This window comes from Mesorhizobium sp. WSM4846 (assembly GCF_055811415.1).
The window spans coordinates 103656-116752 of sequence record NZ_JBVVPZ010000013.1 but is presented as its reverse complement, the minus strand read 5'-3'; the positions used below and the strand labels follow the sequence as shown (position 1 = coordinate 116752).

At 63.1% G+C, this 13097-nt stretch carries 14 protein-coding genes; 6 read left to right on the top strand and 8 right to left on the bottom strand.

Annotated features, from left to right (window positions below; all coding sequences use genetic code 11):
* The first annotated feature begins 214 nt into the window (after positions 1–214).
* From dnaK to AC0L15_RS14000, 6 genes are all read left to right on the top strand, one after another.
* The gene (gene dnaK / locus AC0L15_RS14025) at positions 215–2131 is read left to right on the top strand and encodes a molecular chaperone DnaK (RefSeq protein WP_287246915.1); all 1917 of its coding nucleotides are present in this window, start codon (positions 215–217) and stop codon (positions 2129–2131) included.
* A gap of 311 nt (positions 2132–2442) precedes the next feature.
* Positions 2443–3573, top strand: a complete 1131-nt coding sequence (dnaJ, locus tag AC0L15_RS14020) for a molecular chaperone DnaJ (RefSeq protein ID WP_128174784.1) — start codon at positions 2443–2445, stop codon at positions 3571–3573.
* Between the two features lie 142 nt (positions 3574–3715).
* Positions 3716–4321, top strand: coding sequence for a phospholipid N-methyltransferase PmtA (gene pmtA, locus AC0L15_RS14015; protein ID WP_128174786.1), 606 nt, complete (start codon positions 3716–3718; stop codon positions 4319–4321).
* Positions 4322–4558: 237 nt separating this feature from the next.
* Positions 4559–5155, top strand: a complete 597-nt coding sequence (locus AC0L15_RS14010; RefSeq protein ID WP_287246916.1) for an NADPH-dependent FMN reductase — start codon at positions 4559–4561, stop codon at positions 5153–5155.
* A gap of 20 nt (positions 5156–5175) precedes the next feature.
* Entirely contained in the window at positions 5176–5859 is a 684-nt protein-coding gene (gene pyrF, locus AC0L15_RS14005) for an orotidine-5'-phosphate decarboxylase (RefSeq protein WP_287246917.1), read from the top strand.
* 17 nt (positions 5860–5876) lie between these two features.
* Entirely contained in the window at positions 5877–6164 is a 288-nt protein-coding gene (locus AC0L15_RS14000) for a DUF1330 domain-containing protein (protein ID WP_023801451.1), read from the top strand.
* Positions 6165–6212: 48 nt separating this feature from the next.
* Here the strand turns inward: AC0L15_RS14000 and AC0L15_RS13995 are convergent, their stop codons facing one another.
* From AC0L15_RS13995 to AC0L15_RS13960, 8 genes are all read right to left on the bottom strand, one after another.
* Positions 6213–6566: a cupin domain-containing protein gene (locus tag AC0L15_RS13995; protein ID WP_287246918.1), complete on the bottom strand. Its 354-nt coding sequence runs from the start codon at positions 6564–6566 to the stop codon at positions 6213–6215.
* A 25-nt stretch (positions 6567–6591) separates the two neighbouring features.
* Positions 6592–7977, bottom strand: a complete 1386-nt coding sequence (locus AC0L15_RS13990; RefSeq protein ID WP_287246919.1) for an NAD(P)/FAD-dependent oxidoreductase — start codon at positions 7975–7977, stop codon at positions 6592–6594.
* Between the two features lie 25 nt (positions 7978–8002).
* On the bottom strand, positions 8003–8314 hold the full coding sequence (locus AC0L15_RS13985) for a TOBE domain-containing protein (protein ID WP_287246920.1): 312 nt from the start codon (positions 8312–8314) through the stop codon (positions 8003–8005).
* 135 nt (positions 8315–8449) lie between these two features.
* A complete protein-coding gene (locus tag AC0L15_RS13980) occupies positions 8450–9235 on the bottom strand; it encodes an ABC transporter permease (RefSeq protein WP_027154694.1) in 786 nt (261 codons plus the stop codon).
* The gene (locus AC0L15_RS13975; RefSeq protein ID WP_128169330.1) at positions 9235–10125 is read right to left on the bottom strand and encodes an ABC transporter permease; all 891 of its coding nucleotides are present in this window, start codon (positions 10123–10125) and stop codon (positions 9235–9237) included. The genes AC0L15_RS13980 and AC0L15_RS13975 overlap by 1 nt, the downstream gene beginning before the upstream one ends.
* Positions 10126–10135: 10 nt before the next feature.
* Positions 10136–11206, bottom strand: coding sequence for an extracellular solute-binding protein (locus tag AC0L15_RS13970; protein WP_287246921.1), 1071 nt, complete (start codon positions 11204–11206; stop codon positions 10136–10138).
* 29 nt (positions 11207–11235) lie between these two features.
* On the bottom strand, positions 11236–11904 hold the full coding sequence (locus tag AC0L15_RS13965) for a helix-turn-helix domain-containing protein (protein ID WP_287246922.1): 669 nt from the start codon (positions 11902–11904) through the stop codon (positions 11236–11238).
* Between the two features lie 107 nt (positions 11905–12011).
* A complete protein-coding gene (locus tag AC0L15_RS13960) occupies positions 12012–13082 on the bottom strand; it encodes a D-alanine--D-alanine ligase family protein (protein ID WP_287246923.1) in 1071 nt (356 codons plus the stop codon).
* Positions 13083–13097: the final 15 nt, after the last annotated feature.

Sequence of the window (13097 nt, the reverse complement as noted above, 5' to 3'; positions counted from 1 at the left end):
TTCATGGGCCGGAGAACCCTGGCCGGGCCGAGAAAAGGATGTGTTGGATGCCTTGCGCAGAATGCTTGCGCGCCGCGCAGCCTGTTCTTATATACGCGCCAAGCCGTTCGGCGCCGGAATGCCGGTTGCCGAAGCGGAATTTCTTGTGAACAGGGGCTTTCGTCGGAACGCCTGTACGGGTCCTGAGAGCCTGCTTAGCGGAGAGATTAGAAAAATGGCAAAAGTAATCGGTATCGATCTGGGGACCACCAACTCCTGCGTCGCCATCATGGACGGCAAGGAATCGAAGGTCATCGAGAATGCGGAAGGCGCGCGCACGACCCCTTCCATCGTCGCCATCAACAGCGACGGCGAGCGCCTCGTCGGCCAGCCGGCCAAGCGCCAGGCGGTCACCAATCCTGAAAACACCATCTTCGCGGTCAAGCGCCTGATCGGCCGCCGCTATGACGATCCGGTTACGGAAAAGGACAAGAAGCTTGTCCCCTACCAGATCGTCAAGGGCGACAATGGCGACGCCTGGGTCGAGGCCGGCGGCAAGAAGCAGTCGCCCAGCCAGATCTCGGCAATGATCCTGCAGAAGATGAAGGAAACGGCGGAAGCCTATCTCGGCGAGAAGGTCGAGAAGGCGGTGATCACCGTTCCGGCCTATTTCAACGACGCCCAGCGCCAGGCCACCAAGGATGCCGGCAAGATCGCCGGCCTGGAAGTGCTGCGCATCATCAACGAGCCGACCGCGGCCGCACTTGCCTACGGCCTCGACAAGAAGGAAGGCAAGACCATTGCCGTCTATGACCTTGGCGGCGGCACGTTCGACATTTCGGTGCTCGAAATCGGCGACGGCGTGTTCGAGGTGAAGTCGACCAATGGCGACACCTTCCTCGGCGGCGAGGATTTCGACATGCGTCTGGTCGAATATCTGGCGGCCGAGTTCAAGAAGGAACAGGGCATCGACCTGCGCAGCGACAAGCTCGCGCTTCAGCGCCTCAAGGAAGCGGCCGAAAAGGCCAAGATCGAGCTGTCGTCGACGACGCAGACCGAGATCAACCTGCCCTTCATCACCGCCGATGCCACAGGCCCCAAGCATCTGACGCTGAAGCTGACGCGGGCGAAGTTCGAGAGCCTAGTCGAGGATCTCGTCCAGCGCACGATCGAGCCCTGCAAGGCGGCGCTCAAGGATGCCGGCCTGAAGGCCGGCGAAATCGACGAGGTCGTCCTGGTCGGCGGCATGACCCGCATGCCCAAGATCCAGGAGATCGTGAAGCAGTTCTTCGGCAAGGAGCCGCACAAGGGCGTCAATCCGGATGAGGTCGTCGCATTGGGCGCCGCCATCCAGGCCGGCGTGCTGCAGGGCGACGTCAAGGACGTGCTGTTGCTTGACGTGACGCCGCTGTCGCTCGGCATCGAGACGCTGGGTGGTGTGTTCACGCGGCTGATCGAGCGCAACACGACGATCCCGACCAAGAAGAGCCAGGTGTTCTCGACTGCCGAGGATTCACAATCGGCCGTGACCATCCGCGTCTTCCAGGGCGAGCGTGAAATGGCCGCCGACAACAAGGCGCTCGGCCAGTTCGACCTGGTCGGCATTCCGCCGGCGCCGCGTGGCGTGCCGCAGATCGAGGTCACTTTCGACATCGACGCCAACGGTATCGTCAACGTCTCGGCTAAGGACAAGGGCACCGGCAAGGAGCACCAGATCCGCATCCAGGCGTCTGGCGGCCTTTCGGACGCCGACATCGAGAAGATGGTGAAGGACGCCGAAGCCAATGCCGAGGCCGACAAGAAGCGGCGCGCGTTGGTCGAGGCCCGCAACCAGGCCGAGGCGCTGGTGCATTCCTCGGAAAAGTCGCTGAAGGAATATGGCGAGAAGGTTTCCGAGACCGACCGCACGGCGATCGCCGATGCGATCGCGGCGCTGAAGACCGCTGCCGAAGGCGACGACGCGGCCGAGATTGAAGCCAAGACGCAGGCGCTCGCCGAAACCTCGATGAAGCTCGGCCAGGCCATGTACGAGGCTTCGCAGAAGGAAGCCGCGGAAGCTGACGCCAAGGCGGACGCGGCCAAGGACAGCGACGTGGTCGATGCCGACTTCGAGGAAATCAACGAGGACGACGACAAGAAGAAGTCGGCCTAAGCGGCCTGCCGGCAGGTTTAGGCGCATGACCCCGAAATCGGAATCGATTTCCGGAAAGGATCATGCGCAAAAATCAAAGTACTATAGCGTCCTTTGCGTGTCCAACAGGACGCGCTGCGCTGTAGTAAAGCCCGGCGTAAAGCCGGGCTTTTTTGCAACTCTGGCCGAAAAAGTGCGCGCCTGATCGAAAAAATGCGGGCAAGCCCGTGTCAACACTGGCATCCCGGCTCCATCGCACCTAAATCGGAACAGCGTGCCGGCGAACGACGCAAAGTGCTTCAAGACGTTGAATATCCGGACTGCGGGAAAAGATGAAAGCTGATTTCTACGAAACGCTGGGCGTGCAAAAGGGGGCCGACGAGAAGGAGCTCAAGAGCGCTTTTCGCAAGCTGGCCATGCAGTTCCACCCCGATCGCAATCCCGGCGATCATGCCTGCGAGCACAAGTTCAAGGAAATCAACGAAGCCTACGAGACGTTGAAGGATCCGCAGAAGCGGGCGGCCTACGACCGTTTCGGCCACGCCGCCTTCGAACAGGGCGGCATGAACGGCGGCGCACACGGCTTCGGCGCCGGCGGTTTCGCCGACATCTTCGAGGATATTTTCGGCGACATGATGGGCGGGCGCCAGCGCCGTTCGTCAGGCGGACGCGAGCGCGGCGCCGACCTGCGCTACAATATGGAAATCACGCTGGAGGAGGCGTTTGCCGGCAAGACGGCGCAGATCCACGTGCCGGCCTCGATCTCCTGCATGGAATGCTCCGGCAGCGGCGCCAAGCCCGGCACCCAGCCCGTCACCTGCTCGATGTGCAACGGCCACGGCAAGGTGCGCGCCACGCAAGGCTTCTTCTCGATCGAGCGCACCTGCCCGCAATGCCAAGGACGTGGCCAGACCATCAAGGAGCCATGCGCGAAATGCGCCGGCCAGGGCCGCGTCACCGAGGAGCGCTCGCTGTCGGTCAACATCCCGGCCGGCATTGAAGACGGCACCCGCATCCGCCTTGCCAATGAGGGCGAGGCCGGCCTGCGCGGCGGCCCGTCGGGCGATCTTTATATTTTCCTGGCGGTCAAGCCGCACGAATTCTTCCAGCGCGACGGCGCCGATCTCTACTGCAAGGTGCCGATCTCAATGACGACGGCTGCCCTTGGCGGTTCCTTCGAGGTGACGACGCTGGACGGCACCCAGACGAAGGTCAAGGTGCCGGAAGGCACCCAGAACGGCCGCCAGTTCCGCCTCAAGGGCAAGGGCATGCCGGTGCTGCGCCAGCACAATGTCGGCGATCTCTACATCCAGACCGCGGTCGAGACGCCGCAGAACCTGTCCCGCCGCCAGCGCGAGCTGCTGGAGGAGTTCGAGCAGCTTTCCTCGAAGGACAATTCGCCGCAGTCGAGCGGCTTTTTCGCCCGCATGAAGGACTTTTTCGAGACCTTCGGCGAGCGCTGATGGCGCCTCTCGCCGATCGGGTGTAGGATACAGCCGAGCGGAAGCTCCCCTAGCGTCATCAACACCTTATACCGGCGACCGCCTTGCCTTGAAGCCCGTAGCTGCTAAGTAGCCACTCGGGGGACCGTTCAGGAGAACTTGCATGGCACATGGTCCCGGACTGCGAAAGACGCTGGCAGAGAAGTTCGACGACGAACTGAAGTTCTTCAAGGGCTGGATCGACAAGCCGAAGGCGGTCGGTTCGATCGTGCCGACCAGTTCCATCACGGCCCGCAAGATGGCCTCCGTCGTCAACTCGATGTCGGGCCTGCCGGTGCTCGAAGTCGGGCCCGGCACCGGTGTCATCACCCGAGCCATCCTCGCCCACGGCGTAAAGCCTGAAAATCTCTACGCAGTCGAATACTCCCCCGATTTCGTGCGCCATCTGCGCCAGCTCTATCCCGGCGTCAACGTCATCGAGGGCGATGCCTTCAATCTCGATGCGACGCTCGGCGACAAGAGCGGCCTGACCTTCGATTCGGTCATCTCCGGCGTGCCATTGCTCAATTTCCCGGTCGAACAGCGCGTCGCCTACGTCGAAAGCCTTCTCGACCGCATCCCGACGGGCCGCCCGGTCGTGCAACTGACCTACGGCCCGCTGTCGCCGATCCCGCCCGGCCGCGGCGACTACACGGTCGAGCATTTCCATTTCGTCATCCGCAACATCCCGCCTACGCAGCTTTGGATCTACCGGCGCGGGGCGCATTAGGGTGTGCCGATATTCAGGTGAGACCGGCCTGCAAATGGCAGCTTCCTGCGCTTCCGGTGCTCACGTACTTCAAGTACGCTCCGCTCCGGTTCTCGGAACCAACCATTTTCGGCTCGGCCTGACCTGAATCTCAACACACCCTTCACTCATGTGCCCCCAAGATCCCTTTTCGATTTTTCGCCGGTGCGTTGATTTGACAGATCCCTGGCTGTACCTGTCCGGGAACAAGGGGGCCCGATGGCAGTGATCGCGAAAATTCTCGTCTTCGCCGGTTCGATTCGCTCTGGCGCCTACAGCGGCAGGACCGCCGATGTGGCGCAGAAGGAACTCGCCCTTCATGGTGCCGAGGTGACCCGCATCTCGCTTGCCGACTATCCGCTGCCGATCCTCGACGAGGACCTGGAAAAGGAGAAAGGCATTCCCGAGAACGCCATCAAGCTTGCCCGGCAAGTCGCGGCCCATGACGGGCTGCTGATCGCGACGCCCGAATATAACGGCTCGATCCCGCCGCTGCTCAAGAATACCATCGATTGGGTGAGCCGGGTGCGCACGGATGACGGGCGGTCGTTCAGGCCGTTCACCGGCAAGCCCGCCGGCCTTTGTTCGTCTTCCAAAGGACATTTCGCCGGGGTACGCTGCATCAACCATCTGCGCGCCGTGCTGGTGCGCTGCCAGATGGAGGTGGTGACGCCGGAGTGCTCTGTCCCGGAGGGCGGCAACGCCTTCGACGAGGACGGGAATTTCAGGGACGAGCGACTGCACAGATCGATGGAGCACCTATGCCGCACGCTGATCGAAACCTCGCGCCTGCTGTCGACGCGGATCGAGGCGTGATCCAGGAGCGCGCCAGCACCATGCAAGACAGACTGATCGTCGGCCTCGACGTGCCGACGCTGAAGGACGCCGAGACGGTGGTGCGCGAGCTCGACGGGGTCGTCTCCTTCTACAAGATCGGCTATCAGCTCGCCTTCGCCGGCGGCCTCGACTTGGCCCGCGAGCTCGCCAGCGGCGGCACCAGGATCTTCCTCGACATGAAGCTGCTCGACATCGACAACACGGTGGCCAAGGGCGTCGGGGCCATTGCCATGATGGGCATGACCATGCTGACGCTGCACGCCTATCCGAAGACGATGAAGGCAGCGGTCGAGGCCGCCAGGGGCAGCGATCTCTGCCTGCTTGGCGTCACCGTGCTGACCTCGATGGACGAGCAGGACGTGATCGACGCCGGCTATGAGCATGACCCGCATACGCTGGTGCTGAGGCGCTCCGAGCAGGCGCTGCATGCCGGCATGGGCGGCATCGTCTGCTCGGCCGAGGAAGCGGAAGCGGTGCGCCGGATCGTCGGCCCCAACATGGCCGTCGTCACGCCGGGAATACGGCCCAAGGGCAGCGACCATGGCGACCAGAAACGCGTCGTCACGCCGGCGCAGGCGATCCGCAACGGCTCCAGCCATCTCGTCGTCGGCCGGCCGATCGTCAGCGCCGCCGACAGGCGAGCGGTCGCGGAAGCAATTCTTGACGAAATGCGCTCGGCCTAACAATTCGGAGAACAAGCATGCCGAAGGGATACTGGATCGCCCGCGTCGATGTGCGCGATGCGGAAGGTTACAAGGACTATGTCACAGCCGCCAAACCGGCTTTTGATCGTTTCGGCGCGGTTTTCCTGGCACGAGGCGGTGCGCATGAAAAAGCAGAAGGGCCGGGCCGCGACCGCAACGTGATCATCGAGTTTCCGTCATTGGCTGCGGCGCACGATTGCTATCGCTCGCCCGAATACCAGCGCGCCGTCGCGATCCGGCAGAAGGTGGCCGACGGCGAGATCGTGCTGGTCGAAGGGGTCTAGTTTAGTTCAGCGGCCACTGCCGTACCGTCGCGAACGTGCCCGCGGCGTTCAGATCGAATGCAGGATGTAAAGCTTGCGCGTTTTCTCATGGATGGTCCATTCGCCCTCCCAGCCAAGCGGCAGGACGAGCAATTCGCCGGGTCCGACATCTTTGGCTGCGCCACCAGGACCGTGCAGCGTCACGCGGCCGGACACGATGTGGCAAATCTCGGAATTCGAGTCACGGCGCGCGGTGAACCGGCCTTGCGAACATTCCCAGACGCCGACTTCGATCTTGCCATCCTCGGAAGTCCAAAGCGTGTTGGCTGCTTCCATCTGATCGCCTTCCAGCGAGGTGGGCTTCGGCTGGGGCTCACCGAGGTCGATATGCGCCAGGTGGGCGAAGGTCTTGAAGTCGATCATTGCTAAATTCCTGAAGTGATGCGGTTCAGTGCCCGGTGATGTGATCGGCCAGGGCGGCCAGCCGCGACGTGCGCGGCAGCCCCTTTGCTTCCCGCTCGTCGGCAATTCGATAGAGCTGATACATCGAATGGACGCCAAGCCAGCGCAGCGGCTCTGGCTCCCACTTGCGCACGGTTCGATTGACCCAGGGAAGCCGCGTCAACTCGGTGTCGTTGCCCAGCAGCAGATCGCGCAGAGTGCGCCCCGAGAGGTTCGAGGTGGAAACGCCGAGGCCGACATAACCGCCGGCCCAGCCTATTCCGGTCTGCCTGTCAAAGCCCACCGTCGTGCACCAGTCGCGCGGCACGCCCAGCGTTCCACACCACGCATGGTCGAGCTTGAGCCCCTTGGTCCGCGGCAGAAGCGTCGTCAGGATTTTATGCAGCTTGTCGATCGTCGCCTGCTGGGTGACGCCTCGAACGTCGGTCTTCGAGCCGAACCGATAGGGCACCCCGCGCCCGCCCATGGCAATGCGTCCTTCCCGGGTGCGCTGGGCGTAGCAGTAAGTGTGCGCGGCGTCGCCGAGCACCTCGTAGCCATCCCAGCCGATTTCGCTCCACAGCTTGTCGGAAAGCGGCTCGGTGACCACGATGGCGCTGTTGAGCGCCAACCACAGTCTTTCGTGGCCGGCGATTCCCGCGGTAAAACCCTCGGTCGCCCGCACGATCTTTTCGGCCCGCACCACGCCCCGGTTGGTTGCGACCTTGCCGCTCTCGATCGACAGCACGGTCGTCTGTTCGTAGATCGGGATGCCGAGCCGCTCCACTGCCCTGGCGAGCCCCTGCACCAGCTTTGCGGGCTGAATCCGCGCAACCTTCTTGATGACGAAGGCGCCGCGGGCGTTGTGTACCGCTATGCGCCGACGCATCTCGGCTGCATCGATATACCCGACGCGCTCGTCGGTCAGCGCCCAGGATCTGGCATGGGCATACATCGCCTTGGCGCGCTGCTCCTGCGCCTCGTTGGTTGCGACCAGCAGTTCGTCGGTGCGACGAATGTCGGCGTCGATGCCTTCAGCTTCCGCAACCGATATGACCTCGTTCACTGTGCCCGTCATTGCCGCCTGCATGGCGATGACTCCAGCGCGCGAGGTTGCCTCCTCATATTTTTCGCGCGACCATGAGAAGCCGCCGGACAGCCAGCCGCCATTGCGCCCCGAAGCACCGAAGCCGGCGAACTCCTTCTCGATGACGACAATATTGAGATGCGGGGCTGCCTGCTTCAGATAATAGGCGGTCCAAAGGCCGGTGTAGCCGGCCCCGACGATACAGACGTCGGCCACGATATCGCCCTGCAGCGGCGGCCGATAGCCGGGCACGCCGCCGATATCGGCATACCAGAATGAAACGTCGCCGTTCTTCTTCACGTCCATTGTCGCGATTTTTCCCAGACAGGATTTAGGTCAGCGTGAAATCGGCATTCTCGTCGTCGGCCAGCAGCTTCACGTCGTTGCCCGCGAATACGAGGTCGACCTCGTCGCCGATGGCGAAGGTTTCGGCCTCCAGCGTCGAGCGCACGATCGCCTTCGAGGTGTCGGCCAGCACGACCTCGTATTTGGAGCCAGATCCGAGATAGATGGCCTCGCCGATGCGCCCGGGCAGGGTGTTTCGATCTTGTCCGCCCTTTCCCCGCCTGGCGAGGCTCAGCTTCTCCGGCCGCAGCAGCATCACCGGCTTGGCGCCGTCGGCAAGGCGTTTGGCGGCGGCCACTTTCCGTCCGGCTACGTCGATGGCGGTCTCGTTGCCGGAGGTGGAGGCTGCACCACGCAGTATCGTCGAGCGCCATAGTGCTTGCTGACGGATTTGAGATCTATGGCTGCGCCGCGGGTCGATGGTGAGGCCATGTCAACGTTTTCCCTGTCTCGAACCGATCAGCAGCCCCGCCCCGATCACTAGCGACGTCACGATGAAGAGCAGCGTGCCCACTGCCGCAACGGTGGGGTCGGCGTCCCGGGTAATGCTCGAGAATATCTGGACCGGCAGTGTCTTCAGATACGGGCTGGTGATGAACAGCGCGACGATGATCTCGTCGAATGAGGTCACGAACGCAAACAGCAGCCCCGACAGGATGCCCGGCGCGATCAGCGGCAAGGTCACCGTCCTGAACGCCGTCAGCCGGGTCGCGCCGAGGCTGGCCGCAGCAGTCTCCAGCCGTTTGTCGAAGACTTCCAGGCTGGCGGAGACGGCGATGATGACGAAAGGAACGGCGAGCATCGTGTGGGCCAGCACGAAGCCGGTCATGGTGCCGACCAACCGCGTATCGAGATAGACCGCGTAGATTCCGACGGCGAGCACCACCCCCGGCACGACCATTGGCGTGATCAGCAGCGCGCGCAGCACGCCGCTGACGCGACTTTTCATGCGATCGAGGCCGAATGCCGCCAGCGTGCCGATGACGGTGGCGAACAGCGCCGTGACGACGGCGACCTTGAGCGAGCCGACCAGGCTCGCCGACCATTCAGGGTTGGTGAAAAAGTTCTGGTACCACTGCCAGGAAAAGCCGGATGGCGGAAAGGCCAGCGACTTCTTGTCGTTGAACGACATCGGCACGACGACGATTGTCGGTGCGACCAGCCAGACCGCGACCAGCAGGCAGTACAGACCGAGCAGGATTCGACCGGGCTGTTTCATCAGCGTCTCGAGCCCATCTTGTGCGGTTGACGCGACAGCGGTGCTGCGAGCGCGAGCAGGACGAAGGTGGCGATCAACAGCACCACACCCATCGCACCGCCGCGGCCCCAGTTGAGCAGGCTGAGCACCTGGTTCTGGATCAGGGTCGAGAGCATGGTCGACCGCGGACCACCGAGCAGCGCCGGGGTGATGTAGAACCCGAGTGCAAGAATGAAGACAATGATGGCGCCCGCGTAGACGCCCGGAAGCGAGAGCGGCAGATAGACTTGGGCAAAGGCGCGCGCCGGGCTCGCGCCGAGGCTCCGTGCCGCCTGCATGAGCCGCAGGTCGATCGTCTTCATCACCGAATAGAGCGGCAGGATCATGAACGGCAACAGCACCTGCGCCATGCCGATCACCACGCCTGTCTGCGTGCGGATCAGCTTGACCGGGCTGAGGCCGACTGCCCTGATGACGGAGTTGATCACGCCGGAATCCTGCAGCAGGATGACCCATGCCAGAGTGCGCACGACGCCGCTCACCCAGAACGGCACCAGCACGCATAGGATGAGGATGAGCCGCATCCTGGGTCCGACTGCAGTCATCACATAGGCATAGGGATAGCCGGCAATGAGACATACCAGCGTCACCCAGGCGGAGATCGCGAAGGTCCGCTGAAGCACGGTCAGATTGACCGGTGTGCCGAAGAACCAGGCATAGTTCTGCCATCCCCATTGCGGCTCGGAAAAGCTGCGCAAGGTGACGATGGCGAGCGGCAGGCCCAGGCAGATGACGAGCAGCAGCAGCGCCGGCGCGACGAGCCAGAAAGCCTGTCCACGAAACCAGCGCCGCCGGTCGTCTGCCGCGACAGCCGGAACAGTGTCCCGGCTGTCGATTGCTCTCGTTGCCACGGCGGCGGGCCTAATTGCCGGCCATCAACCCATTCCACTTTTCGTTCGCCACCTCGAAGTTCTCCACCCAGAACTTGATGTTCTGCTGATAGCCAAGCTTCAGCTTGTCCGGCGTGTTGGTCATGAACGCCGCGGTGATCTCGTCCACTTCGGGCTTCGCGTCCTTGTGGATCGGGGTATACGAGGTGGTTTTTGCAAGCGTCTCCTGCGCGCTCTTGCCGAGATAAGCGTTGCTCAGCGCATGCGCCGCGTCGGGGTCCTTGACGCCCATCGGAATGGTCATCTGATCCATCACCACCAGCCAGTCCTGCCACGCCGGCGTGTACTTCGCGCCGTTCTTCACCGCGGTCATGGCACGTCCGGTCCACATCGCGATCATGTCGGCTTCGCCGGATTCGGCGAGCTGCTGGGAATCGGCGCCGGTCTTCCAGAAGATCGTGTCCGGGCCAAGCGATTTCACCTTCTCGATAGCCTTGTCGATATCGGCCACCGTCATGTTTTCGACCGACCCGCCGGCGGCGAGCAGTGCCTGCTCGATCATGCCGCCGGACAGATCGCCGCTGCCCTCCAGGGCGCGCGAGCCCGGGAATTTCTCGATGTCGAAGAAATCCTTCCAGCTCTTGGGCGGGCTATCCTTGTACTTTTCGGTGTTGTACATCAGCACCACGCCATAGTTCATGGCCGGCACGCTGCATTCGCTGGTCTGGCCCTCCGGAATGTTGGACGTATCGATCTTTGAGAAGTCCAACTTCTGGAACAGCTTGCCGCAATAGACATAGGGTGGGAAATCGCCGGTATCGACAACGTCCCAGGTGACATTGCCGGACTCGACCTGCGCCTGCAATTTCGAGATCTCGGTTGGCCCGTCGCTGAGCAGCGTCACGCCTGATTTGTCGACGAACTCTTTCAGCGCGGCGATCTGACCATCCTGATAAATGCCTCCATACGAGACGAAGGTAAGCGTCTTGCCCTTCAGCGAGCCCTCTGCCACCTCGCCCGCCACCGGCTTGCTCTGCGCAAGCGCTGCTGTGGTGATCATCAGCAGCCCGAGAGCGGCCACCTGTCCGATCTTGGTCTTCATGTTTTATCTCCCATTTATGTGCACCCGCATTACTTCGGTCCGCCCGGCTGCGAGCCTTGTCCGGGCGTGTATCGATTGAGTTCCGCCGCGCCACTGGTCGGAGGGGCGATGATCCAGAGCACCTGCGCCGGCGTCTTGCCGATATTCTCTGTACGATGCGGCGTCGAGGTGGCGTACTCGATGCTGTCGCCCTCGTTCATGACGAAGCGCTCGTCTGCCAGCGTCAGCTCGACTGTGCCCTTCAGGACGACGAACATCTCGTGCTTGCCGCCATGCGTGTAAGCGTGGTCGCCGGTCGAGCCGCCGACGTCGAACTCCCCCGAATAAACCTCGAATTCATGGATCGGCCGCCGCGACAGCAGCGTCTTTCGGCAACCGTGGCTGATCGGCAGCAGGGGCCGGTCGGCTCTGGTAAGCACCTTGTGGAACCCACCTTCGGTCTGCTCGAACAATTCGTTGATGCCGAGATCCAACGCTGCCGAGATCCGCATCAGAGTGCTGGCGCTGGCGCCGCTCAGATTGCGCTCGAGCTGGCTGATGAAGCTCGCCGTCGTGCCGACCATGTCGGCCAGCTGGCGAAGCGAAATGCGTCGGGCCATGCGAATGGCCTTGATCCGGCCGCCGACATGCTTGGCCTTGCCGGCTTCCGTCGTCGCCAGCGCGGCTACCTCCGGGGATGTCGCAGGGTCGACTTTCACCGAGCGCCTCCTTCACTTAACACTCCATTAAGTGAAATGTCGGAACGCAAGCCGTTTGTCGAGGCACGGTCCTGGCCCGTCGGCGCGGCTGCGTACGCGGGCGCTGCTCATTTCGTGGGCGAGGCCAAAAAACGGCTCGCGGCGGTCGCGGCCATCGCATCGGCGAGGCCCATTTCCCATTGCGTGCGGCAATAGGCGCGGAAATCGAAGCAGGGCAGGCCCGGGCAGACCTCGAACTCGATGAGATGGATGCTATCGTCGGCTTCGACCCGGAAATCGACGGAAAACACATCCCGCAAGCCAAGCCCGGCGATCAGGCTTTGCGCGATCCCTCGGATCCTTGCATCGGCTCGCGGCTGGCTGGCGGCAACCGGCAGCAGCACCGGCTCGGCATATGTTCCCGCCGCCCTGGCGGCCTCGCCGGTGTCGCCGTAGAGCGCCAGGCTGTCTTCCATTGTCTGGAAATCACTTCCCGAATCGACAAAGACGATGCCGAGCGCCTCGACGCCGGTGTCCGGTTTCAGGCCGAGAAAACTCGCGCGCGCATTGCGCCCGGCGACATAGGGCTGCACGACGACATCGTCGCGATAGGCAGCGAAGACGCGCCGGCTAAGCTCAAGCGCGTGGCCGAGATCTCCGCTGCGCGAATCCGGCCAGATGCCGATCTTGGCGCCGAGCCGGTTCGGCTTGACGAACCAGCCGGCTGGCGAAGCCGGTGGCTCGGCCAGCCAGCGGCCGTCGCGGGCCAAACCGGATTGCGGCACCGGCAGGCCGAGTGCGCCGAGCACGGCGCCGGAGCGGAATTTGTCCTGGCAGAGTGCAAACAGCGCATCATCGGCGCCGAGCAGCTTCAGGCCGTTCAGCCTTGCCAGCGCCGGCGCCGCACCGCCGCGGAAATAGGCGATACCGTCGGTCAGCGTCCACACCAGCGTCGTCTTCGGATCCTCACCGGCTAGCACGTTTGCGGCATCGTCGAGCGTCACCGGCGCGAAGGACAGGCCGCGCGTCTGGCAGGCTGCGGCCAGCGCGTCGAACTCGGGGGCGATGTCGGTCGATTGCGCCAGATAGGAGGCGATTTCGGCTGCGTGCGCCGGCACGTGGCCATCGGCAACCAGCCGCTCGAAGCAGGCGTTTTCCGGCTCGTAGACTAGGATCAGCTTCGGCCTGCGGCTTGACATGGCATCAACGATTCC

What these genes read in the sequence shown, in the direction of transcription:
- AC0L15_RS14010 (WP_287246916.1), top strand. Translation starts at nt 4,559, where the DNA reads ATGGCAGTGATCGCGAAAATTCTCGTCTTCGCCGGTTCGATTCGCTCT.
- AC0L15_RS14000 (WP_023801451.1), top strand. Translation starts at nt 5,877, where the DNA reads ATGCCGAAGGGATACTGGATCGCCCGCGTCGATGTGCGCGATGCGGAA.
- dnaK (WP_287246915.1), top strand. Translation starts at nt 215, where the DNA reads ATGGCAAAAGTAATCGGTATCGATCTGGGGACCACCAACTCCTGCGTC.
- AC0L15_RS13980 (WP_027154694.1), bottom strand. Translation starts at nt 9,235, where the DNA reads ATGAAACAGCCCGGTCGAATCCTGCTCGGTCTGTACTGCCTGCTGGTC.
- pmtA (WP_128174786.1), top strand. Translation starts at nt 3,716, where the DNA reads ATGGCACATGGTCCCGGACTGCGAAAGACGCTGGCAGAGAAGTTCGAC.
- AC0L15_RS13990 (WP_287246919.1), bottom strand. Translation starts at nt 7,977, where the DNA reads ATGGACGTGAAGAAGAACGGCGACGTTTCATTCTGGTATGCCGATATC.
- pyrF (WP_287246917.1), top strand. Translation starts at nt 5,176, where the DNA reads ATGCAAGACAGACTGATCGTCGGCCTCGACGTGCCGACGCTGAAGGAC.
- AC0L15_RS13970 (WP_287246921.1), bottom strand. Translation starts at nt 11,206, where the DNA reads ATGAAGACCAAGATCGGACAGGTGGCCGCTCTCGGGCTGCTGATGATC.
- dnaJ (WP_128174784.1), top strand. Translation starts at nt 2,443, where the DNA reads ATGAAAGCTGATTTCTACGAAACGCTGGGCGTGCAAAAGGGGGCCGAC.
- AC0L15_RS13995 (WP_287246918.1), bottom strand. Translation starts at nt 6,566, where the DNA reads ATGATCGACTTCAAGACCTTCGCCCACCTGGCGCATATCGACCTCGGT.
- AC0L15_RS13960 (WP_287246923.1), bottom strand. Translation starts at nt 13,082, where the DNA reads ATGTCAAGCCGCAGGCCGAAGCTGATCCTAGTCTACGAGCCGGAAAAC.